Source organism: Providencia sp. PROV080 (genome assembly GCF_033688105.1).
In the GTDB taxonomy this organism is placed as follows: domain Bacteria; phylum Pseudomonadota; class Gammaproteobacteria; order Enterobacterales; family Enterobacteriaceae; genus Providencia; species Providencia zhejiangensis.
In genome coordinates this window covers 3,977,727-4,001,251 of sequence record NZ_CP096346.1, presented here as the reverse complement: position 1 = coordinate 4,001,251, position 23,525 = coordinate 3,977,727, and the positions used below count along the sequence as shown (strand labels likewise).

At 41.3% G+C, this 23,525-nt stretch carries 18 protein-coding genes, 1 pseudogene and 1 riboswitch; of the genes and pseudogenes, 11 read left to right on the top strand and 8 right to left on the bottom strand.

Translation table 11 applies throughout. The features are described 5' to 3' along the window. Window positions 1–55 precede the first annotated feature (55 nt). The 3 genes from ppc (at window position 56) to M1F03_RS18125 (ending at window position 4,723) form a co-directional block, all read left to right on the top strand. Entirely contained in the window at window positions 56–2,695 is a 2,640-nt protein-coding gene (gene ppc / locus M1F03_RS18135; protein WP_154622559.1) for a phosphoenolpyruvate carboxylase, read from the top strand. Window positions 2,696–3,029: 334 nt separating this feature from the next. Beyond that, window positions 3,030–3,620 (top strand): LemA family protein, encoded by a 591-nt coding sequence (locus M1F03_RS18130; protein ID WP_251464784.1) that lies wholly within the window; start codon window positions 3,030–3,032, stop codon window positions 3,618–3,620. Next, complete coding sequence (locus tag M1F03_RS18125; protein ID WP_251464783.1) at window positions 3,617–4,723, top strand: TPM domain-containing protein; 1,107 nt, start codon at window positions 3,617–3,619, stop codon at window positions 4,721–4,723. Before M1F03_RS18130 ends, M1F03_RS18125 begins: the two co-directional genes overlap by 4 nt. A gap of 52 nt (window positions 4,724–4,775) precedes the next feature. Here M1F03_RS18125 and metF read toward each other — a convergent pair whose 3' ends face one another. Continuing rightward, window positions 4,776–5,660 carry a methylenetetrahydrofolate reductase gene (gene metF, locus M1F03_RS18120; RefSeq protein WP_154622556.1) on the bottom strand — a complete coding sequence of 295 codons (885 nt, stop codon included), beginning with the start codon at window positions 5,658–5,660 and terminating at the stop codon, window positions 4,776–4,778. A gap of 228 nt (window positions 5,661–5,888) precedes the next feature. After that, window positions 5,889–7,043, bottom strand: a complete 1,155-nt coding sequence (argE, locus tag M1F03_RS18115) for an acetylornithine deacetylase (RefSeq protein WP_196714153.1) — start codon at window positions 7,041–7,043, stop codon at window positions 5,889–5,891. 102 nt (window positions 7,044–7,145) lie between these two features. Here argE and argC point away from each other — a divergent pair, with 102 nt between their 5' ends. The 4 genes from argC to argH all read left to right on the top strand — a co-directional run bounded on the left by argC (window position 7,146) and on the right by argH (window position 11,716). Next, window positions 7,146–8,150 (top strand): N-acetyl-gamma-glutamyl-phosphate reductase, encoded by a 1,005-nt coding sequence (gene argC / locus M1F03_RS18110; protein WP_163863328.1) that lies wholly within the window; start codon window positions 7,146–7,148, stop codon window positions 8,148–8,150. A gap of 37 nt (window positions 8,151–8,187) precedes the next feature. After that, window positions 8,188–8,964, top strand: a complete 777-nt coding sequence (gene argB / locus M1F03_RS18105) for an acetylglutamate kinase (protein WP_154622553.1) — start codon at window positions 8,188–8,190, stop codon at window positions 8,962–8,964. 77 nt (window positions 8,965–9,041) lie between these two features. Next, window positions 9,042–10,262: an argininosuccinate synthase gene (locus M1F03_RS18100; protein WP_251464782.1), complete on the top strand. Its 1,221-nt coding sequence runs from the start codon at window positions 9,042–9,044 to the stop codon at window positions 10,260–10,262. 77 nt (window positions 10,263–10,339) lie between these two features. Next, a complete protein-coding gene (gene argH, locus M1F03_RS18095) occupies window positions 10,340–11,716 on the top strand; it encodes an argininosuccinate lyase (RefSeq protein WP_154622551.1) in 1,377 nt (458 codons plus the stop codon). Window positions 11,717–11,790: 74 nt separating this feature from the next. On the opposite strand, the gene M1F03_RS18090 is transcribed toward argH, so the two are convergent. From M1F03_RS18090 to M1F03_RS18080, 3 genes are all read right to left on the bottom strand, one after another. After that, window positions 11,791–12,147 carry a hypothetical protein gene (locus tag M1F03_RS18090; protein ID WP_196714151.1) on the bottom strand — a complete coding sequence of 119 codons (357 nt, stop codon included), beginning with the start codon at window positions 12,145–12,147 and terminating at the stop codon, window positions 11,791–11,793. A gap of 61 nt (window positions 12,148–12,208) precedes the next feature. Next, window positions 12,209–12,541, bottom strand: coding sequence for a pilus assembly protein (locus M1F03_RS18085; RefSeq protein WP_154622549.1), 333 nt, complete (start codon window positions 12,539–12,541; stop codon window positions 12,209–12,211). Between the two features lie 1,407 nt (window positions 12,542–13,948). Further along, window positions 13,949–15,111, bottom strand: a protein-coding gene (locus tag M1F03_RS18080) for an IS3 family transposase (protein ID WP_130574490.1) whose coding sequence is annotated in 2 segments (ribosomal slippage) — window positions 13,949–14,847 and window positions 14,847–15,111 — 1,164 coding nt in all. Because the reading frame shifts where the segments join, the coding sequence is not laid out codon by codon here. 180 nt (window positions 15,112–15,291) lie between these two features. Between M1F03_RS18080 and oxyR the strand changes: the two genes are divergently transcribed. Continuing rightward, entirely contained in the window at window positions 15,292–16,200 is a 909-nt protein-coding gene (gene oxyR / locus M1F03_RS18075; RefSeq protein ID WP_154624410.1) for a DNA-binding transcriptional regulator OxyR, read from the top strand. Window positions 16,201–16,272: 72 nt separating this feature from the next. On the opposite strand, the gene sthA is transcribed toward oxyR, so the two are convergent. Next, entirely contained in the window at window positions 16,273–17,670 is a 1,398-nt protein-coding gene (gene sthA, locus M1F03_RS18070) for a Si-specific NAD(P)(+) transhydrogenase (protein ID WP_154624411.1), read from the bottom strand. Between the two features lie 423 nt (window positions 17,671–18,093). Between sthA and fabR the strand changes: the two genes are divergently transcribed. Both fabR and M1F03_RS18060 read left to right on the top strand, forming a co-directional pair. Beyond that, on the top strand, window positions 18,094–18,750 hold the full coding sequence (fabR, locus tag M1F03_RS18065; protein ID WP_375097477.1) for an HTH-type transcriptional repressor FabR: 657 nt from the start codon (window positions 18,094–18,096) through the stop codon (window positions 18,748–18,750). A 14-nt stretch (window positions 18,751–18,764) separates the two neighbouring features. Then, complete coding sequence (locus M1F03_RS18060) at window positions 18,765–19,154, top strand: YijD family membrane protein (RefSeq protein ID WP_154624413.1); 390 nt, start codon at window positions 18,765–18,767, stop codon at window positions 19,152–19,154. 90 nt (window positions 19,155–19,244) lie between these two features. On the opposite strand, the gene trmA is transcribed toward M1F03_RS18060, so the two are convergent. Beyond that, window positions 19,245–20,330: a tRNA (uridine(54)-C5)-methyltransferase TrmA gene (gene trmA, locus M1F03_RS18055; protein ID WP_251464781.1), complete on the bottom strand. Its 1,086-nt coding sequence runs from the start codon at window positions 20,328–20,330 to the stop codon at window positions 19,245–19,247. Window positions 20,331–20,512: 182 nt separating this feature from the next. After that, window positions 20,513–20,709: riboswitch (cobalamin riboswitch) on the top strand. A gap of 71 nt (window positions 20,710–20,780) precedes the next feature. Between trmA and M1F03_RS18050 the strand changes: the two are divergent. After that, window positions 20,781–22,337 (top strand): annotated as a pseudogene (locus tag M1F03_RS18050) (TonB-dependent receptor domain-containing protein); the annotation flags it as partial. A gap of 9 nt (window positions 22,338–22,346) precedes the next feature. Here M1F03_RS18050 and M1F03_RS18045 read toward each other — a convergent pair. Beyond that, window positions 22,347–23,509 (bottom strand): IS3 family transposase gene (locus M1F03_RS18045; RefSeq protein ID WP_130574490.1). Its coding sequence is split into 2 segments (ribosomal slippage): window positions 22,347–23,245 and window positions 23,245–23,509, totalling 1,164 coding nucleotides; the frame shifts between segments, so codons are not numbered across the junction. Window positions 23,510–23,525: the final 16 nt, after the last annotated feature.

Genomic DNA, 23,525 nt, shown 5'->3' with positions numbered 1-23,525 from the left:
TCAACCAACCTGAGGCGGTGTTGCATTCTGCCAGAAGCACAAGGTCAGGAGTCTCATGAATCAGCAATATTCCGCAATGCGCAGTAATGTCAGTATGCTGGGTAAACTACTTGGCGACACAATCAAAGAAGCGTTAGGTGAGGATATCCTCGATAAAGTTGAATCTATCCGTAAGTTATCAAAGTCATCACGCGCGGGTAATGAAGTACAACGCCAAAAACTATTGATGACGCTACAAAACCTCTCTAATGACGAGCTATTGCCAGTTGCAAGGGCGTTTAACCAATTTCTGAATCTGACGAATGTTGCTGAACAGTATCACAGCATCTCTCCGCATGGTGAAGCAGCGAGTAATCCTGTTGCACTTAAAAAACTCTTTAGTCGCTTAAAAGAGAAACATTTTACCGATGCTGATCTCTGTCAGGCAGTCAATCAGCTGTCGATCGAACTGGTATTAACGGCACATCCGACTGAGATCGCACGCCGTACCTTGATCCATAAATTGGTTGAGGTTAATAACTGTTTATCGCAACTCGATCATGATGATCTGGCTGATTATGAACGCAATAATATTATGCGTCGTTTACGCCAGTTGGTCGCTCAATCATGGCATACAGATGAAATCCGTAAAATACGCCCAACGCCGATTGATGAAGCAAAATGGGGATTTGCCGTAGTTGAAAATTCATTGTGGGAAGCAGTTCCGGCTTTCTTACGTGAATTTAACGAACAACTTGAAGATTCAATTGGTGCTGAACTTCCTGTCGAAGCAAACCCAATTCGTTTTACTTCTTGGATGGGGGGAGATCGCGACGGTAACCCGAATGTCACCGCTGAAGTGACTCGTCATGTCTTATTGCTTAGTCGCTGGAAAGCTGCCGATTTATTTTTGAAAGATATTCAAGTGCTCGTTTCTGAATTGTCCATGACAGAAGCGACGCCAGAGCTACGGGCGTTAGCGGGGGGGGATGATATTGATGAGCCATACCGTCAAATTGCAAAAAATTTACGAGGCCAGCTTTTCTCCACATTAGAATATTTAGAGCGCCGCGTAAAAGGCGAGCAGGTATTACCTCCTGCTGATTTACTGACGGATAATGCGCAATTGTGGGAGCCTTTATACGCTTGTTATCAGTCACTGATGGCGTGTGGGATGAGCATTATTGCTAATGGGCAATTACTGGATACCTTACGCCGTATCCGTAGTTTCGGCCTGCAACTGGTGCGTATTGATGTTCGCCAAGAAAGTACGCGTCATACAGAAGCACTTTCTGAACTGACTCAATACCTTGGTTTAGGTGATTATGCCGCGTGGTCTGAAGACGAAAAACAAGCGTTTCTTTTGTCTGAACTACAATCACGTCGCCCACTGATCCCACGTAACTGGCAACCTAGCCCAGAAACAGAAGAAGTCTTCGAAACGTGCCGCGTTATTGCCGAATCGAAAAATGATTCTATTGCCGCCTATGTTATTTCTATGGCGAAAGTACCTTCTGACGTTTTAGCCGTTAAATTACTGCTAAAAGAAGCTGGCGCATCTATTCGCCTGCCTGTCGCACCGCTTTTTGAAACACTTGAAGACTTAAATAATGCTGAAAGTGTGATGAAAAAATTATTGAGTATCGAGTGGTATCGTGAGCTGATTGATGATCGTCAAATGGTCATGATTGGTTATTCAGATTCGGCAAAAGATGCGGGAGTCATGGCTGCTTCATGGGCGCAATATCGAGCACAAGATGCATTAATTAAGCTATGTGATAAAGAAGGGGTAACCTTGACGCTATTTCACGGCCGAGGTGGTACTATCGGTCGTGGCGGTGCACCTGCACACTCAGCTCTCTTATCTCAACCACCGGGTAGTTTGAAAGGCGGCTTACGTGTTACTGAACAAGGTGAAATGATCCGCTTTAAATTTGGTTTACCGCAAGTGGCGATCAGTAGTCTTGCTCTGTATGCGAGTGCCATTTTAGAAGCCAACTTGTTGCCACCTCCTGAGCCGAAACAAGAGTGGAAATCCGTGATGGATACGCTCTCTGATGTTTCGTGCGCCATGTATCGTGATTATGTACGTGAACAACCTGACTTTGTGCCATATTTCCGTGCTGCAACGCCTGAACTCGAATTAGGCAAATTGCCATTGGGCTCACGTCCAGCAAAACGCCGTCCAACTGGGGGGGTCGAAACCTTACGTGCCATTCCATGGATTTTTGCATGGACCCAAAACCGCCTTATGTTGCCTGCATGGCTAGGTGCTGGTGCTGCCTTGAAATACGTGATTGAGGAAGACGGTAAACAAGCCATATTAGATGAGATGTGGCAACAATGGCCATTCTTTAACACCCGCATCGCCATGTTGGAGATGGTTTACGCCAAGGCTGACTTGTGGCTGGCGGAATATTACGACCATCGCTTGGTCGAAGAACGTTTATGGCCGCTGGGGCTAAAATTACGTGAACAGCTTTCTGAAGATATTAAGAGTGTGCTCGCGGTATCGAAGGATGAAGCTTTAATGGCGGACTTACCTTGGATTGCTGAGTCGATCGCATTACGTAACGTGTATACAGATCCACTCAACGTATTACAGGCGGAGCTATTACACCGTTCTCGCCAACAAGAACAACCCGACCCACGTGTTGAACAAGCGCTGATGGTGACGATTGCGGGTGTCGCTGCGGGAATGCGCAATACTGGCTAGGTAATATACCGGTCAGATCAGTTCGCTGATTTGGCCGATATCACATCCTTTATTAAAACAGTAAGAAGGTTGCCAAATTGATAATGGCGCCTTCTTTTTTTATTGATTTTTCTGTATTGCCTTTGACGCAGTGGTATCACTTATCTTATTGAGAATAACCACAAGAACTTTATTGATATTTATGTTAAGTTGCTAAAATAGATATGAGTTATGGACTGAATTGCATGACTTCATTCATGTATCAAACGACTAATGGAATGATGGATGTCGGTCAGATTTAATTTATTCCGGTTGTATTCAACAACGGATATCCGAAGGATAGAGTGTCATAACAATGCGTAAACTGATTATTTCTATTTTAGCGCTTATTATTATTTCGGTCATTGTCATTACCAACTACAACAGTATTCAACAAAATGATGAAGCTGTTGATGCTGCCGCATCCGAAGTTATTAACCAATATCAACGTCGTGCTGACCTTATTCCGAATTTAATTAATGTGGTAAAAGGTTATTCTGGTTATGAAGAAAAAATACTGATAGACGTTGTGCAATTAAGGGCGAAAGTTGGGGCAATTAACATTGATGCCAGTGCATTATCAGACCCTGCTATTTTAGCGGAGTATCAAAAAGCACAAGCACAATTAGGGCAATCATTATCCCGTTTATTAGCCATATCGGAAAGTTATCCAGACCTTAAAGCAAGCCCATTATATCAAGACTTAATGACACAACTGGAAGGTGCTGAAAATCGTATTGCAGTTGCAAGAGGTCGTTATATTGAAGCAGTCCGCCAATACAATACACAAATTCGCAAGTTCCCTAATAACTTGATTGCAAGTTATTTTGGTGACTCTGCAAAAGCAAATTTTAACGTAGAAAACGAACAGGCGATAAAAACAGTACCGACGGTGGATTTTAATTGAAATATCGGCATGTCATCTGGCTATTATTATTCTGTGTATTGAGCAGCGGAACTTGGGCGACACAACACATTCCACTTCCTGCATTGGGAAGTGATAGGGTACTCGACCATGCAGGTCTATTAAGTGAGTCACAGTATCAAACGTTAAATAACCAGCTATTAAACTTTGAAAAGCAGCGTGGTGATGGAACGCAATTTGTTGTTTATATTGTTCCAACGACAGCACCTGAAACAATAGAGCAATTTTCATTACGTGCGTTTAATCGTTGGGGACTCGGAAAAAAAGGCAAAAATAATGGTATATTGCTTGTTGTATCGCTAGACGACCGCAATGTCCGTTTTGAAGTTGGGTATGGTTATGAAGGCGTGATGACCGATGCCCTCTCTGGGCGTATCATTCGCCAAAGTATTATTCCTAATTTTAAACATGAACATTATTACACAGGGATCCAAAATAGCGTATCTCGTGTGATAAATGTGATCAATGAAGCCGTAGGCTATCAAATGGGCGGCTCTTATGGTGGATTTGTGCTACCAAAGAGTATCGAGAACTATAAGCTCTTCTATTTTATATCATTTATTACCGCTTATTTTACGGCGCTCTTCTATGGTACTAAACAACGTCGGCTATATATTGAAAAGAAAATCTATCGTATCGCGTATGCGGATAAATCCAAACGGGCACGAGCAAATCAACAGTTACAGTTAGCTAAGCTAAAAAAGTATCATCAATATAAATACTACTTTCCTTCACTATTTAGTACGTTGTTGATAACGACTCTCTATTACTTAGCACTCATGTTATTAACGACCTTGTTAGAAGGAAGATTTGACCTAATTTTACTTCTCTTGATGGCCCTATTTTGTGTTGTAGGGAGCATGTTTGCGACACCAATAATCTTGGTCGTGATACATACCATTTTGCCTGCTTACCGACAGCAACAACAGGAATGGAATGATATTTGCCGACCTTATTATTCCTCTTCTTTTAGCTCATCGGATTTTTCGAGCTCGTCAAGCTCCTCGAGTTCATCGAGTGATCATGACAGTGGCGGAGGCGGTGGTGGGTCGAGTGGCGGCGGTGGTGCCTCAGGGCATTGGTAATCGCATAAGAGAGATGAAGGTCGCAAAGTGCGGCCTTCATACTCTATAGCGGCTATGGTCTTACTCCAAGCGTGTGGCAAATCGCATACGTCAGTTCAGAGCGGTTTAAGGTGTAAAAATGGAAATCTTTCACGCCTTCACGGCTTAAAATCTTCACCATATCCATGGCAATTGAGGCGCCAACTAAATTACGGCTTTCAGGATCGTTATCTAACCCTTCAAACATTTTATTCATCCATGATGGGATACGCACATTGGTCAGCTTGGCAAAACGTTCCAATTGACGGAAGTTTGAGACAGGGAGAATTCCCGGTACAATTTCAACATCAATCCCCGTTGCGACGCAGCGGTCACGAAAACGTAAATAGCTCTCTACATCAAAGAAAAATTGCGTAATAGCCCGATTCGCTCCCGCATCAATTTTCTTTTTTAAGCTAATCAAATCAGCTTGGGCGCTTTTAGCTTCAGGGTGCACTTCTGGGTAAGCGGCGACTGAAATATCAAAATCTGCTTCTGTTTTAAGAAGCTCAACTAAATCAGCCGCATACATATCTGGTTTACGGCTATTATCCGGCAAGTCACCACGTAATGCCACGATTTGGCGAATACCGTTATTCCAGTAATCACGCGCGATTTCTTTGAGTTCCTCACGGGATGCATCAATACAAGTCAAATGAGGCGCTGCAATTAAGCCGGTTTTGTCTTTAATATCTTTAATAATGCTATGGGTTCTATCACGCTCACCTGAATTTGCACCATAAGTTACAGAGACAAATTTGGGTTTAAGGTTTTTCAGTCTATCAATGGATTTCCACAGGGTTTGTTCCATCTCTTCAGTGCGTGGCGGAAAAAACTCAAAGGAGACATTAATTTGCCCATCTAGCTCAGCGAGACTTTGATTTAGCGCTTCGCGCTGATTTGCGTGAAAGAAACTCATACCCTGTCCTCATGACTTTGTAATGACGAAACGAAAATTGTATCGATAATTGATTATATCCATTTGTGCGTCTATACGTTTAGACGTCTAAATAGAGATTACCGGATATGCTGATACTGAGTCAACACTTAAATGAAATAGAGGTGTGAGGGTTTTTCAGGGGGAATAGGAAAAAAATTCATGTAAGAAAATGCGCAATAACCAAAGATTATTGCGCAGAACGCATTTTTATTCAGTTAAGCAGAAGTGCTCAATTAACTGGCTAATGAGTTGTCGAGTGGGTTCGATGAATTTCATATCAATAAACTCATCGGGTTGATGCGCTTGTTCAATAGAGCCGGGGCCCAGTACCAACGTTGGACACAATTCTTGAATAAATGGCGCTTCAGTACAGTAATTTACGGTATCCGCTTTTTGACCAAGGAGCTGTTCAATCACTGCAACCATTTTATGATCGGTTGGGCACTCATAACCGGGGATCGGTGGGTGGAGAGATTCAATGGCTAGCCGTCCCGGCCATTGTTTTTTCACCGGCTCTAAGGATTCATTTAATAATTCATCGAGATCTTGCAAAGTCAGCCCAGGTAATGGGCGAATATCCATGTGCAATTCACAGCAACCACAAATTCGGTTAGCTGCATCTCCACCATGAATATGACCAAAATTCATGGTTGGATAAGGGATGACAAAAGCCGGATTGTGATAGCGCTCTTTCAGCGTATTACGCAGTGTCATGAGATGTGAAATAGATTCATGCATCAATTCAATTGCGTTAACGCCTCGGGCAGGGTCACTTGAATGGCCTGATTGGCCAGTAATACGGATCGCATTAGAAAGATGGCCTTTATGTGCTCGTATCGGTTGTAGTGAGGTTGGCTCACCAATAATCGCAAAATCAGGACGTAGCTGTGTACTGGCCGCAAAATAACGCGCCCCAGCCATTGATGTTTCTTCATCTGCCGTTGCAAGGATATGCAGTGGGCGAGTCAGTTTATTGATATCAATATCACGCAATGCATCAACGATAAAAGCAAAAAAGCCTTTCATATCCGCAGTGCCGAGGCCGTATAACTTGCCGTCTTGTTCTGTCAGGGTAAATGGATCTTTGCTCCATCGACCTTCATCAAACGGCACGGTATCCGTGTGGCCACATAGCATCAAGCCACCACTTCCTTCACCAATCGTTGCGAGTAGGTTGTATTTGTCGCGGGTATCTGGCACTGGTTGTATATTCACCGTAAACCCGAGTGTTTCTAGCCACCCACCAAGCAGTTCGACCAGAGCCTTATTACTCTGATCGAGTTGCGAATCAGTGGCACTGATAGAGGGAGTGGCAATTAATTGACGATAAATCTCAATAAATGCAGGTAATTTAATATTCACTGTTGACAGCCTTTATCCATAATAGTATCAATATTCATGCACTTTATTTGAATAAAAATACACATTAAACTGTTTGGGTCACGAGCACAAGGTAGAAAGCATATGTTGAACACACTCATTATCGGAGCCAGTGGTTATACTGGAGCAGAATTAGCGGCTTATCTGCAACGTCATCCTGAAATAAATCTTCAGGGATTGATGGTGTCAGCTCAAAGTGCTGATGCAGGTAAATGCTTTTCTGATCTACATCCCCAGTATAAGGGGATTATCGATATTCCTGTCTTACCATTAACGGATGTTGCGGCCGCGGCACAAGGTATTGATGTCGTTTTTCTTGCCACTGCTCATGAAGTTAGCCATGACATCGCCCCTCAGTTTTTAGAGGCAGGCTGTGTCGTCTTTGATTTATCGGGTGCTTATCGTGTTCAAGATGCCGCTTTCTACCCAAAATATTACGGATTCGAACATACAAACAGTCAATGGTTAAATCAAGCGGTTTACGGCCTTGCTGAGTGGCAAGCCGACAAAATTCGTCAAGCACAACTCATCGCTGTGCCGGGATGCTATCCAACGGTTTCTCAATTAGCGTTGAAACCGTTGATTGAAGCGAAACTACTTGATGACCAAATGTGGCCAGTGATTAACGCGACGAGTGGGGTCTCGGGCGCGGGTCGTAAAGCTTCTATGACAAATAGTTTTTGTGAAGTGAGTTTACAGCCATACGGTATTTTCACGCATCGTCATCAACCTGAAATCGCAACGCATTTGGGACGTGAGGTCATTTTTACACCGCACTTGGGGAATTTTTCTCGCGGTATTTTGGCTACGATTACTTGTAAGGTAAACGCTGGTGTGACGACCGAACAGATTCAACAAGTCTTCAAAGATGCCTATCACAACAAACCACTAGTGCGTTTGTATGAAAAAGGTGTTCCAGCACTGAAAGCTGTCGTTGGCACACCATTTTGCGATATTGGCTTTGTATTAAAAGGCGAGCACCTAATCTTAGTCGGAACGGAAGACAACTTATTAAAAGGTGCAGCGGCACAAGCGGTACAGTGCATGAATATTCGTTTCGGTTTTAATGAAACGCAATCATTACTTTAGTGATATCACGGTCAACGAACTTATTAAGGATTAACCCATGCAACCATTAGTGATCAAATTGGGTGGTGTATTACTGGATAGCGAAGAAGCGCTTGAAAGATTATTTACTGCATTACAAACCTATCGTCAGTCTCATCAACGACCTTTAGTGATTGTACATGGTGGTGGTTGTCTGGTTGATGAACTTATGCAAAAGCTCCAATTACCGGTGGTGAAGAAACAAGGACTCCGTGTCACACCTGCTGATCAGATTGATATTATCACTGGTGCATTAGCAGGCACTGCCAACAAAACACTATTGGCGTGGGCGACTAAATACCAGTTACAAGCGGTTGGACTATCATTAGGTGATGGACAAAGTGCAACAGTCAGCCAGTTAAATGACGAGCTTGGTCATGTTGGGGATGCGAAACCCGGTGATCCTAAATTGTTACAGTTACTATTGGGGGCAGGTTATTTACCTATCATAAGCTCGATCGGTGTGACTGAACAGGGTTTATTGATGAATGTGAATGCTGACCAAGCAGCAACGGCTATCGCACAAGCTTTGAATGCCGACTTAGTCCTATTATCAGATGTTAGCGGCATCCTCGATGGGAAAGGGCAAAAAATTGATGAAATGACCACAGCAAAAGCGCAGAAGCTCATTGAACAAGGCATTATCACAGATGGCATGATCGTCAAAGTGAACGCGGCATTAGACGCAGCAAAAACGTTGCAACGCCCAGTAGACATTGCAAGTTGGCGTCATGCAGAGCAACTCCCCGCACTATTTAATGGCACAGCCATCGGTACGCGGATTTTAGCATCATAAAATGGGTGCGTTCGGGGGGCTTTGCCAACCAATAACACATGAACTCTTTAATTAAGCGAAATCGGGATAGGTAAGTTATGAAAAAGGGCATCAAAAAAATTGTATTGGCATATTCAGGCGGTTTAGATACATCAGCCATTATTCCATGGTTGAAAGAAAACTATGATGACTGCGAAGTGGTTGCCTTTGTGGCAGATGTAGGTCAAGACAGAGAAGATCTGGTGGGTGTGGAGCAAAAAGCACTGCAATCAGGTGCATCTGAATGTTATGTGGTGGATCTGCGCGAAGAATTTATCAAAGAATATATCTACCCAGTATTAAAAACGGGTGCGTTATATGAAGGGAGCTACCTATTAGGCACGTCGATGGCACGTCCTATTATTGCTAAAGCACAAGTTGAAATCGCATTAAAAGTTGGGGCCGATGCCGTTGCGCATGGCGCAACCGGTAAAGGAAATGACCAAGTGCGTTTTGAAAGCACTTACACCGCGCTAGCACCTCAGTTAAAAGTTGTTGCGCCGTGGCGTGAGTGGGATTTACGTTCCCGTGAAGCGCTACTGGACTACCTGAAAGAACGCAATATTCCAACAACGGCGAGTTTAGAGAAAATTTATAGCCGCGATGAAAACGCATGGCATATTTCGACTGAGGGTGGCGTATTAGAAAGTACTTGGAATGCAGCCAACCAAGACTGCTGGGTGTGGACTGTGGATCCAAAAGATGCCCCAGATGAAGCGGAACTCGTCACTGTTGGCGTTAAACAAGGGGAAGTGGTCTCTGTTAATGGTCAAGCTTTATCTCCACTCGGTTGCCTTGAAGCATTAAACGTCTTAGGTGCGAAACACGGTGTGGGTCGTATTGATATCGTTGAAAACCGTTTAGTAGGCATGAAGTCTCGTGGTTGTTATGAAACACCCGGAGGCACCATTATGATGGCAGCTCTACGTGGTATTGAGCAACTTGTTTTGGATCGCGATAGCTTCAAATGGCGTGAGCAGCTAGGCCTAGAAATGTCTTATGTGGTCTATGATGGACGTTGGTTCGCTCCTTTACGTCAATCACTGCAAGCGGCAGCAGAATCTTTAGCGCAGGATGTCACCGGTGAAGTTGTTTTGAAACTGTATAAAGGGCAAGTGACGGCTATTCAGAAAAAAGCTGATAACAGCCTGTATTCAGAAGAGTTTGCAACTTTTGGTGAAGATGAAGTCTATGATCACAGCCATGCTGGTGGCTTTATCCGTTTATATTCTCTTTCTTCACGTATTCGTGCACTCAAAGAGCAGAACAAAGCGAAATAGTTTTATTGAAATACTCCGCCGACAGCCATTGGCTGTCGGGGATAACATTTATTTTATCAATCAGATAGGGAACAGTTATGGCACTTTGGGGTGGACGTTTTAGTCAAGAAGCCGATCAACGGTTTAAACAATTTAATGATTCATTGCGTTTTGATTACCGCTTGGCGCAACAAGACATTATTGGTTCGGTTGCCTGGTCAAAAGCGTTAGTCACAGTCGGGGTGTTATCAGAAGCAGAACAACAATCCCTTGAACAGGCATTGAAGGCGCTATTGAAAGAAGTACAAGATAACCCCGAAAGCATTTTGCAAAGTGATGCAGAAGATATTCATAGCTGGGTTGAAGGAAAACTGATTGATAAAGTAGGTGATTTAGGTAAAAAACTGCATACGGGTCGTAGCCGTAACGACCAAGTCGCGACGGATTTGAAATTATGGTGTAAAGACCAAATAGCACAACTATTAGAAGCGGTGATTGAGCTACAAAAGGCCTTAGTTATCACCGCTGAAAATAATCAAAATGCAGTGATGCCTGGTTACACCCACTTACAACGTGCTCAACCCGTTACTTTCGCACACTGGTGTTTAGCATACAGTGAAATGCTGGCTCGGGATGAAAGCCGCCTCAAAGATACATTAAAACGTTTGGATGTTAGCCCATTAGGCTGTGGTGCATTGGCAGGTACGGCTTACGATATTGACCGTGAACAACTGGCTTCTTGGCTGGGGTTTGCATCTGCAACACGTAATAGTCTTGATACGGTGTCAGATAGGGATCATGTTTTAGAACTGTTATCTGATGCAAGCATTGGAATGGTTCACTTATCCCGTTTTGCGGAAGATTTAATTTTCTTCAATAGCGGTGAAGCTGGTTTTGTTGAACTTTCTGACAAAGTCACCTCCGGTTCATCATTAATGCCTCAAAAGAAAAACCCAGACGCACTTGAGTTAATTCGTGGTAAGTGTGGTCGTGTGCAAGGGGCATTAACTGGGATGATGATGACACTTAAAGGATTGCCATTAGCTTATAATAAAGATATGCAAGAAGATAAAGAGGGCCTGTTTGATGCTCTTGATACGTGGCTAGACTGTATGCATATGGCTGCATTGGTGTTAGATGGTATTCAAATCCGTCGTCATCGTTGTGAAGACGCAGCAAAACAAGGCTATGCCAATGCGACAGAACTCGCAGACTACCTTGTTGCTAAAGGCGTTCCATTCCGTGAAGCACATCATATTGTGGGCGAAGCCGTTGTGGCGGCAATTAGCCAAGGAAAAGCGTTGGAAGAAATGACATTAAGTGATTTACAAAAATTCAGTGATACTATCCAACTCGATGTATATCAAATCTTATCGTTACAATCATGCTTAGATAAGCGTTTAGCCAAAGGTGGGGTTGCAAAGAGCCAAGTGAGTCAGGCAATCATCGAAGCTAAATTACGTTTAGGGCTGTAAGAGATGGTTGGGTGTTGAGTAGAAACATAAAAAAAGCGGGGTAGTTATTCTACCCCGAGGTCAGTCGTTGCTACTTAAATATACTTAATTGTTAAAAGGCCTAATTGACTTTGCTTATCAACCCAATGATAGGTATAAACGCCTCTACCATTATTCATGGTTCCCCAGTCTTTAGACTGCGCTATTTTTTTGATATCCAATTTTTCTTCTACCATATCCGCCTTGTCATTTAAGCAATTAAATATTAATTGTTGTTGGTTGCTTACACTGTTCATACAAGGTGGATGGACAATAGAGCCAGTAAAATGAATAACCCCACTGTGCGTTCTTTGTTTTACTTCCGTATCTGCAACGCTAAATACAGGAGTCATTAAGAGTACTGTTAATAGGGCGAGAAGATTTTTGTTTAAAGTTGAAGATAATGTTTTCATGATTTGTTTTCCTTGCTGATCTGTAGTTTATAATTAACTGTTTGTTTTTATTTATTTTTTGTTAAAGGTACTGCACTGAAATCATGGCAAGATTTCTTTCTTTATTCGTCCATTTGAATTGATATATGCCGCGATTATCAGTTGTTTGCTTCCATTCAGATGTTTTGCTTTGTCGTGAGTAATGAATATTTGATTTTTTAGTTTTATTTTCTTTGCTATTAAAACAATTCAATTGAACGTTGTTGTTATTAAAATCATAGCTGCAAGGCGGTTGTACAATAGCTGCTTTAAATGTAATGGTGGTATTGTTTGTCTTTGCTTGTGCATTCTCTGTTAATAGTACTGTAGCGAGTAATACAAGTGACATTGATGATATGACGACTTTTTTCATCATGGCTTTCATCCTCTAGATATATTTAAGTGTGGTTTGCGTATATTAATTACCACCAATTTTTGATGAGCGAATTATATAGATATCAACTCGATTTAGGTGTTAATTTTAAAAAGCAAATGTGAGTAAATATATTTAAAATGAGTTGGCTTTATTTATGCACAGCATTGCCTCATGTATAATTTGTCAGAATTAAACTCTGTAAAATATCATCAATTGTTGGTATTTGGTGTTATATGCCACTGTCTGTCTTTATTTTGTTGGTTTTATCTTTCGCAGTGTGAAAAAAGTCATTATCTAACTTGATGTAAAATATAAAGTAAATCATGGGAATTTTTATTGATTTTTTAATTAAAATTAATAAATCAATAAACAAAATCGACATAATGTATCTAAATGTTTCACTGGGTAAGTGAATTATTAATTATCTTTTTTAATCCTTATTGTGTTTTACCTTAATATATTTGTAAGTCTTTAAAATGTTTTTATTTTACTTAATTATCTGTTGTTAATATTGATGGCTGATTTTATGTAATAATAAATTTATATCTTTAACACTCAATCGGCGTATTACAGGGCCAATAAGAGTACATTAGTTGTTTATACCTATCGGTGTGCTTTGCTTATTAACTCTCTAATGATAGTTAGGTAATGCCATTCTTAATTTTTTGGTGGCTATTGTGCTTCTCATCGTGAAAGCCATAATTCTCTTCATATCTATATGAGTGATTCTTTTTAGTTATCAAGATCGTTGTTATGAATGCTGACAGGACTTGCCACCAATGAAACGCGGTGGTTCCAACGATAAGTACAGTGTTTAACAAGTCGCTAAGCGTTTTGCTAATTGAGTACAGGAATGTGAATGGATTAATACGGTTTACGATAGGATTTAAGCTTTTCATAGCGTTTCTCCTTTGGCTGTACCTGTAATAGGTTTTAAGCATTCCAGAAAATCGCTATTCCATTAACGTCTATTTCCTTTTTGTTGTTCCTTCTTATTTACCTAAATATAGCCTCCATTTTGGAATGCAATTTATTTTTTCACTAATAATATGTTGCTAATTATTAGTGAAAAACTTCAAAGTTAATCACGACATCGATAATTTTTTGGGTGTAAATATTATTTATATTTCTTAGTTAAGTGATTAATTTTTTATGGTGGTTTTTGAGTTTTCTTTAGCTGGGGGGCACAGAGCTAAAAAATATATTTATAAATAATATGTTAATAAACGTGAACTAATATTACTATTTATTTCATTAATAATGGTATTTAATTTCATCAAAACGATGAAAATTAATGATATTTGAAATGTTCTATTGGGTTATTTTATGAGAGATTCAATGTAATATTTAGTCATATTTGGTTTCATTTAGACATGTTTATACTGAGTACACAGGATACTGTACTGGTCAAGTCCAAGTGGACACTTTTAATTGATAATTTTCATACTCAACAGGGCTCACATCCCCGTTAGCTGTATGAAGCCTTTTTACGTTATAATACTTCATGTAAGCCGTAACATCCGCAACCATTTCTTCGTAAGTTGCGTGATGGACTTTTAATATCCAGTCATGCTTTAAGCTTCCAAAGAAGCGTTCAACTACTGCATTATCCCAGCAAGCGCCTGTGTCGCCCATTGATTGCTTTATACCCATTCTGACTAAGGCTTTCCTTAGCTTTTTACTGGTGTATTGCGAACCGCGGTCGCTATGGAAGATAACTCCCTTAGGGTGCTTTCTTAGCCAATAAGCTTGTTGCAATGACTTTAAAACTAAGTCTGTCGTCATGCGTTTACTGATCGACCAGCCAACAATACGCCGCGAATAAAGATCCATGACCACGCTTAAATACATCCAGCCCTGTGCCGTTTTTAAGTAGGTAATATCACCCGCCCATACTTGGTTGGGCCGTTCTGGGTTAAAGTCCATACTGACTAAATTCGGCGCAGCCAAATGACGTTTATCGCGCTGTGTTGTTACCTTGTAAGCTACGCGCTGCCTAACGACAAGGTTAAGCCTTTGCATGATGGAACGCGTTTTATAACGACCAATAGCGAAGCCATGCTGATTCAGTTTTTTCATTAATTCACGGCTACCCAAGCTTTCACGGCTGTCTTTAAAAAGTTGCTTAGCTGTGCGATACAACATCAGTGTATCCTCAGTAATGAGCTGTGCTGGGCGTTTATCCCATGCATAGTAGCCTGAACGACTAAGCCCAAGCGTCTTACAACTTAAGCCTACTGGGTAGCCTTCTTGCCGTGCTTGGTGAATAAACTTAAAGTTTATTTCATTTCCTTGGCGAAGAAGGCCGAAGCCTTTTTTAATATTTCTTTCTCCATGCGCAAACGCTTGTTTTCAGCGCGTAGTTTGCGTAGCTCAGCACGCTCATCATCAGATAGAGCAACACCGCTGGCTTGGTCTTCAAAATGCTTTTTCCAAGCATAAATTTGGTTGGGATTAACACCTACGGCCTGAGCCGCTTCAACCACGCTGTAACCTTGCTCCGTCACCAAGGCAACAGCTTCTTGTTTGAATTCTTTGGTGTAGCTATTATATTTACGTTTCTGATTCATAATCACTCCAAGTCAGACAACTTCTAGTGTCTCAAATTGAAGTGTCTATTTGAATTAGACCAGAACATACCTAAAGCAGTAAAGATGAAGAAATACTGAGCATCTCAATGGTAATTGATAGTTAAAAGCATTAGATTTCTGCTATACTGATTGGCAATCTATATTAAGAAGGGCTGCAAAATGAACATTCGCGATCTGGAATATCTAGTAGCATTAGCTGAACACAAACACTTTCGTCGAGCCGCGGACTCTTGTCACGTGAGTCAACCAACACTGAGTGGCCAAATACGTAAGTTAGAAGAAGAACTCGGTGTTATGTTACTGGAACGAACCAGTCGTAAAGTGTTATTTACTCAACAGGGGTTGCTGCTTGTTGAACAAGCGAGAACGATTTTACGCGAAATTAAAGTATTACAAGAAATGGCGGCTCTACAAGGTGAAAGTATGTCGGGACCTTTACATATAGGGTTAATTCCGACAATTGCTCCTTATCTTCTACCTCTGATTATTCCCGAATTGCATAAACTGTTTCCTAAACTTGAGATCTATTTACACGAAGCGCAAACGCAACAATTACTCGCGCAGCTCGATAGTGGGAAATTAGATTGTGCAATTTTGGCTCAAGTAAAAGAAACAGATCCGTTTATTGTGGTTCCTTTATTTGAAGAACCGATGAAGTTAGCTATTTATGAAGGTCATTCATGGCGTGATCGCGACACTATTGATATGAGTGAATTAGCGGGTGAAAAGCTATTGATGCTTGAAGACGGCCATTGCTTACGTGATCAAGCCATGGGCTTTTGTTTCCAAGCTGGCGCAAAAGAAGATACACATTTTCGTGCTACCAGTTTAGAAACTTTGCGGAATATGGTCGCGGCGGGAAGTGGAATTACATTATTACCTGATTTGGCGGTACCGAGTGAAACATGTCGTGATGGGGTGTGCTACTTAAATTGTATTCATCCAGAACCAAAGCGTACTGTGGTATTAGTTTATCGTCCAGGATCACCATTACGTGGACGCTATGAGCAACTTGCTGAAGCTATTTATAATTTAATGAGTAGTTATTACAGCCAAAAGGCGCGTTAAAGTGACATAGAATCTATTTTACTTGCGAGTAGTGATTGCCGTGTGATTTTCGGCAATCACTAACGTCACTGCTTAAAATAAACGGTTTAACCCATTTAATGCTGCGACACGAAATGCTTCTGCCATCGTAGGGTAGTTGAATGTAGTATTCACAAAATACTCAATCGTATTTCCTTCCCCTTTTTGCTCCATGATAGCTTGACCGATATGAATAATTTCAGCGGCTCTTTCACCGAAACAGTGGATACCCAAGATCTGCAATGTTTCACGATGAAATAGAATTTTCAAGCTGCCAACATTCATACCCGCAATTTGCGCGCGAGCCAAATGCTTAAATTGAGCGCGTCCGACTTCGTATGGAATTTTCATCGCTGTTAATTGCTGTTCTGTTTTACCAACAGAACTAATTTCAGGGATGGTATAAATACCAGTAGGAATATCTTCAACTAGATGGGCATTTCCTAAATCTTCGGCAATAGCTCGAGCGGCAATACGACCTTGGTCATAAGCAGCGGATGCCAAGCTTGGGTAACCAATAACATCGCCAACAGCATAAATACGTTCATTAGATGTACGATATGCGCTATCGACTTTAACGAGTCCTCGGCCATCAGCTTCAATACCAACATTAGCTAAGCCAAGCTTGTCTGTATTACCTGTCCGCCCGTTAGCGTAAAGTAAACAGTCAGCTTTGACTTTTTTGCCTGACTTAAGATGAACAATAACCCCATCATCGACGCCTTCAATTTTTTCATATTCTTCGTTATGACGAATAACGATACCGCTATTCCAGAAGTGATAAGAAAGGGCATCTGACATTTCTTGGTCTAAGAATGCCAGTAAATGATCGCGAGTATTAATTAAATCAACTTTAACACCTAATCCGCGGAAGATAGATGCATATTCACAACCAATCACGCCAGCACCATAAATAATCACATGACGCGGTTCATGGGTGAGATTTAGGATGGTATCACTGTTGTAAATACGGGAGTGATTAAAATCAACATCGGATGGACAATAAGGGCGAGAGCCTGTCGCTATCACAATATTATCTGCGCTGAGAACATCGCAGCTTCCATCCGCATAGCGCACACTAACATGGCGCTCATCAATAAAGGTTGCTTCGCCAGAAAACATTGTGCAGCCATTACGCTCATAAAAACCTTGGCGCATACGTGTTTGTTGGCTAATGACACTTTCAGCATGCTTAAGGATTTCAGAGAAAGAGGAGCGTAAAGAGCGAGAATTATCACTGTAGAGAGGATTTTGGTTGAATTCGATAATTCGACTAACGGCATGACGGAGTGCTTTGGAGGGAATGGTTCCCCAGTGGGTACAGCCACCGCCGACACTATTATAACGTTCTATAACGGCGACGTTTTTTCCTTGCTTCACCAGTCCCATGGCGGCGCCTTCTCCACCTGGCCCGGAACCAATGACGATTGCATCAAAATGAATGTGTTGCATGAGGTAAGACCTGCTATAAAAACAAAATGACAACATGATGTTAGCATATCCGCTGATTATTTACCCGTTTTAGTCATGACCTTTCAATCTATGACTTAATTTATACCGCTTATTTTATTGGCTGACGGGGAATCGACAGCTTAAATTAACAGGCGTGGCTGGCTTTGATTCAGAAAAATATTTCTTTATGCCTTATTTAAATGGGGTAATGAATTTTGAGCAATTAAGCCATGAAAAGCCAAAAGTTATTGAAAAATGATTTGGTCAAATTCTGAAAAGCAGTAATCTGTATACTTAATCGCTTTTTCCCTCAAACAGTCTAATAATTTTAGGGTATGCTAGAACGATAGCCGCGCTGTCATTTTAATATTTTGGTATATTGAAAGTTAATGGCTGTTTAATGACATAGAAATCAGGATCACCGTGAGCAATAATATTGGCGTTAGAGCAAAACAGAAAGAAAAAACTCGTCGTTCGCTCATTGAAGCCGCATTTAGCCAATTAAGTGCAGAACGTAGTTTTACCAGTCTCAGCTTACGTGAAGTCGCACGTGAGGCAGGCATTGCACCCACTTCATTTTATCGCCATTTCAAAGATGTTGACGAACTGGGTCTGACCATGGTTGACGAAAGTGGTTTGATGTTGCGTCAACTGATGCGGCAAGCTCGGCAGCGTATCGCAAAAGGCGGTAGTGTGATCCGGACGTCAATCTCAACTTTTATGGAGTTTATTGGTAATAACCCTAATGCCTTTAGGTTATTATTGCGTGAACGCTCCGGTACTTCAGCTGAATTCCGCGCTGCGGTGGCACGGGAAATCCAACATTTTATTGCTGAATTGGCGGATTACCTAGAACAAGACAGCCATATGCCGCGCCATTTCACTGAACTACAAGCAGAATCCATGGTTACCATCGTTTTTAGTGCGGGTGCTGAGGCGCTCGATATTGATGAAGAGAAAAGGCAACATCTGGAAGAACGGCTTGTACTTCAACTACGAATGATTGCTAAAGGCGCATATTACTGGTACCGACGCGAACAAGAAAAACAGAATCAAACTGACCCCGATCTCACTAAATAACATAAGGAGAATCAATGACGGAACACAATCGCTATGAGAAAAGCACATTACTACTCGCCTTAGTCATTGGCTTATCGACTCACGGAACTTTCTCTGCTCTGTTTAACTCCTTAGTAGAGTTTTCCATTTTTCCAATTATTACTTTAGTATTAGCAGTTTATTGCTTACATCAGCGTTATTTACATCATGCGATGCCTATAGGATTGCCTAAATTTGTCGTGGGTAACTTCTTTTTAGGTTTGTTTGCTTATGCGGCAATTTTACGCGTACAACACCCAGAAGTTGGCTCTAACTTTATTCCTGCAACGATCATTGTTGCTTTAGCATTGTGGTTGTATACAAGCTGGAAGGCACGTAAAAGAGAGCAGCAAGAACTGACAGCCGAAAATGAAGCTGAAATTTAATTTCAATTAAAATTAGCTTGTAAAAATGAGCTTGATAGAAAACGCCGTAATGTTAAGCATTGCGGCGTTTGTGTTTCACAATCAAAAAAATTAACGGCGAGTCAGCAAAACACCACTTTCCATATGATGGGTGTAAGGAAACTGATCAAACAGCGCGAGTTTTTTCACTTCATGAGTTTCATTTAAAACCGCTAAATTGTCACACAAGGTTTCTGGGTTGCAAGAAATATAGAGGATATGGTCATACTCTTGCACTAATTGAACGGTTTTATCATCTAGGCCACTGCGTGGAGGGTCAACGAAAATAGTATTACATTGGTAATCACGTAAATTAATACCTTCAAGGCGTTTAAACTCACGTATGCCACGCATAGCCTGTGTAAAGTCTTCTGCTGACATACGGATAATCTGCACATTATTGATGTTGTTTGCAGCGATATTATATTGTGCAGCAGATACCGACGGTTTAGCAATTTCAGTTGCTAAGACGCGCTCAAAGTTTTGTGCTAATGCCAATGAAAAATTGCCATTTCCACAATACAGTTCAAGTAGGTCGCCTGTAGCCCCTTTAGTTGCAGCGATTGCCCACTCCAACATATTAATATTCACGTGAGCATTAGGCTGGGTAAAGCTATTTTCAACTTGCCGATAAATCATATTCCGACCATTAACGGGTAGCACTTCATCAACATAATCATTATCGAGCATGATTTTAGTTTTTGATGCACGACCGATGAGTTGAAGGTCAAAACCTTTACTCACTAATTTTGCTTTTAATTGTTTAGCTTCTTCGGTCCACTCGTCATTCAGTTTTTTATGATAGAGCAAAGAGATAATTAACTTATTACTCAGCGTTGAAAGATAGTCGATTTGAAATAATTTATAACGCAGAAGCGTACTTTCTTTTATTAAAGGCAAAAGTGCTTGCATTGCCTGGTTAATTAGCTCACTTGCAACGGGAAATTGATCAACCCGAATACGTTCTTTGGTTTCTTTATCAAACATGATATGAAATAAATCATCACCGTCGTGCCACACTCTAAATTCTGCACGCATCCGATAATGGGATTCTGGTGACGCAAATACTTCAGGCTCAATTGTCGTATAAGGGGCCATCATCATTTTTAGTCGTTCTACTTTTTCTGCAAGTTGCAATGCATAGTGCTCGGTGTTCATTAATATGGCCCCATTCATAGAAAACAGTAAAAATTGCATCAGGGACGAAATTGTAGGGCAAGTCGTGCAGATGTCCAGTTTTGATTCTATTTATAAAGTCTCTGGGCTGAATAAGATGCCAATCGTGAGTGTCATATGAGGGATCATGAAAATAGATCCATAGACACCTATACTCGTTCCCTTTAGGATAATACGGCTATGGTCTCAATGAATGAAGAGGGAACTCGGTGTGATTCCGAGACTGACGCGCAGCGGTAATGAAGTATAAGAGGAGATACAACACTGTTTTAAATTGATGGGAAGTTGCCTCCATAATTATCGTACCCTTAATGGGTATCACTTCTAAGTCCGAAGACCTGCCATAGCTTTATCGCTTTGTTGATTATTAGCGCGGATCTGATATTCAACCTCGCGGAATTTTAATTTTATTGATATTCCGAGTTTATCAAAATGAATAAGAATAAGTTGTTGCCGTTATCGGCTGCTGCTATGGCAGTGTTGTGTGGTATTTCTTCTTTGGCAAATGCAAATAATCAATCAGATGAAATGGTGGTATCAGCGAACCGCTTTGAACAGCCTATCTCATCGATATTAGCGCCAGTAACCGTTGTCACGCGTGAAGATATTGATCATTGGCAGTCGAATACTGTGATTGATGTATTACGGCGGCTACCGGGTGTGGATATTGCCCAATATGGTGGTATAGGACAGCAGAGCTCCCTCTTTATTAGAGGTTCAGAGTCTCGCCATGTATTGGTATTAGTTGATGGTGTTCGTTTAAACCAAGCGGGTATTTCTGGCTCATCAGATATGAGCCAAATTCCTATCTCTTTAGTTCAGCGAATCGAATATATTCGTGGAGCAAGATCGGCTGTTTATGGCTCGGATGCAATTGGTGGTGTTGTTAATATTATTACTCGCCGAGATAATGTAGGAACCACATTAAATGCGGGTATTGGTTCTTATGGTTATCAGAATTATAACGGCTCAACTCAACAGAAAATCGGTGAAAATACAACAGTAACCGCTGCCGCAGCTTATACCTATACAAAAGGATTTGATCTAGCACCTAAGGACGTTAGTCCACGTGACTACGATAAAGATGGTTTTCTTAATAAATCACTATGGCTAGGTGTGGAGCACCAGTTATCATCTGAAATATCAGCTTATGCGAGAGCATATGGATATGATAATAGAACTCGTTATGATGCCTCTGAATACTCAGGTGTGCGGGTAGATACCCGTAAACTTTATAGCCGTACATATGAAACTGGCGTTAAATATCATCAAAACCAATACTCAACCTCACTATCCGGAAGCTATAGTTACGTTAAAGATTACAATTTTGATCCAAGGCAAGGGCAGTATGCTAGCTCTTCTAATCTAGATGAATCAAAGCAGTATAATATTCAGTGGGGTAACAATTATCGTTTAGATAAAGGTAATATTAGTGCGGGTATAGATTATCAGCGTCAAAGCATAGAACCTAATGGCTATGCTTTAATAACTAAAAAAGAAACCATGAATAACACGGGGCTCTATTTGACGGGGCAATACTCGTTTGTTGATTCTGTTATAGCCGAAGCCGCCGTTCGCACGGATCATCATTCAGAATTTAATTGGCATACATCATGGCAATCAGGGCTGAGCTGGGAATTTTATGATGGGTATAAACTGGTTGGATCATACGCAACAGCATATAAAGCACCTAATCTAAGTCAACTGTACGCATATTCTTCATCAAGTTGGGGAACAACAAAAGGTAATCCGAACTTAAAACCAGAAGAAAGTAAGCAGTGGGAAATTGGTGTTGAAGGAACAACGGGACCGCTATTCTGGCAAATTAATGCTTATCATAATGATATTGATAACCTGATTGAATATAAATATGGCAATTTTATCAATACATATGAAAATATTGGAAAAGCAGAAATTAAAGGTATCGAGTGGGTTGGTGAATTTAGCACTGGCTTTTTACATCATCAATTAACATACCAATATGTCGATCTGTACTGGTCAAGTCCAAGTGGACACTTTTAATTGATAATTTTCATACTCAACAGGGCTCACATCCCCGTTAGCTGTATGAAGCCTTTTTACGTTATAATACTTCATGTAAGCCGTAACATCCGCAACCATTTCTTCGTAAGTTGCGTGATGGACTTTTAATATCCAGTCATGCTTTAAGCTTCCAAAGAAGCGTTCAACTACTGCATTATCCCAGCAAGCGCCTGTGTCGCCCATTGATTGCTTTATACCCATTCTGACTAAGGCTTTCCTTAGCTTTTTACTGGTGTATTGCGAACCGCGGTCGCTATGGAAGATAACTCCCTTAGGGTGCTTTCTTAGCCAATAAGCTTGTTGCAATGACTTTAAAACTAAGTCTGTCGTCATGCGTTTACTGATCGACCAGCCAACAATACGCCGCGAATAAAGATCCATGACCACGCTTAAATACATCCAGCCCTGTGCCGTTTTTAAGTAGGTAATATCACCCGCCCATACTTGGTTGGGCCGTTCTGGGTTAAAGTCCATACTGACTAAATTCGGCGCAGCCAAATGACGTTTATCGCGCTGTGTTGTTACCTTGTAAGCTACGCGCTGCCTAACGACAAGGTTAAGCCTTTGCATGATGGAACGCGTTTTATAACGACCAATAGCGAAGCCATGCTGATTCAGTTTTTTCATTAATTCACGGCTACCCAAGCTTTCACGGCTGTCTTTAAAAAGTTGCTTAGCTGTGCGATACAACATCAGTGTATCCTCAGTAATGAGCTGTGCTGGGCGTTTATCCCATGCATAGTAGCCTGAACGACTAAGCCCAAGCGTCTTACAACTTAAGCCTACTGGGTAGCCTTCTTGCCGTGCTTGGTGAATAAACTTAAAGTTTATTTCATTTCCTTGGCGAAGAAGGCCGAAGCCTTTTTTAATATTTCTTTCTCCATGCGCAAACGCTTGTTTTCAGCGCGTAGTTTGCGTAGCTCAGCACGCTCATCATCAGATAGAGCAACACCGCTGGCTTGGTCTTCAAAATGCTTTTTCCAAGCATAAATTTGGTTGGGATTAACACCTACGGCCTGAGCCGCTTCAACCACGCTGTAACCTTGCTCCGTCACCAAGGCAACAGCTTCTTGTTTGAATTCTTTGGTGTAGCTATTATATTTACGTTTCTGATTCATAATCACTCCAAGTCAG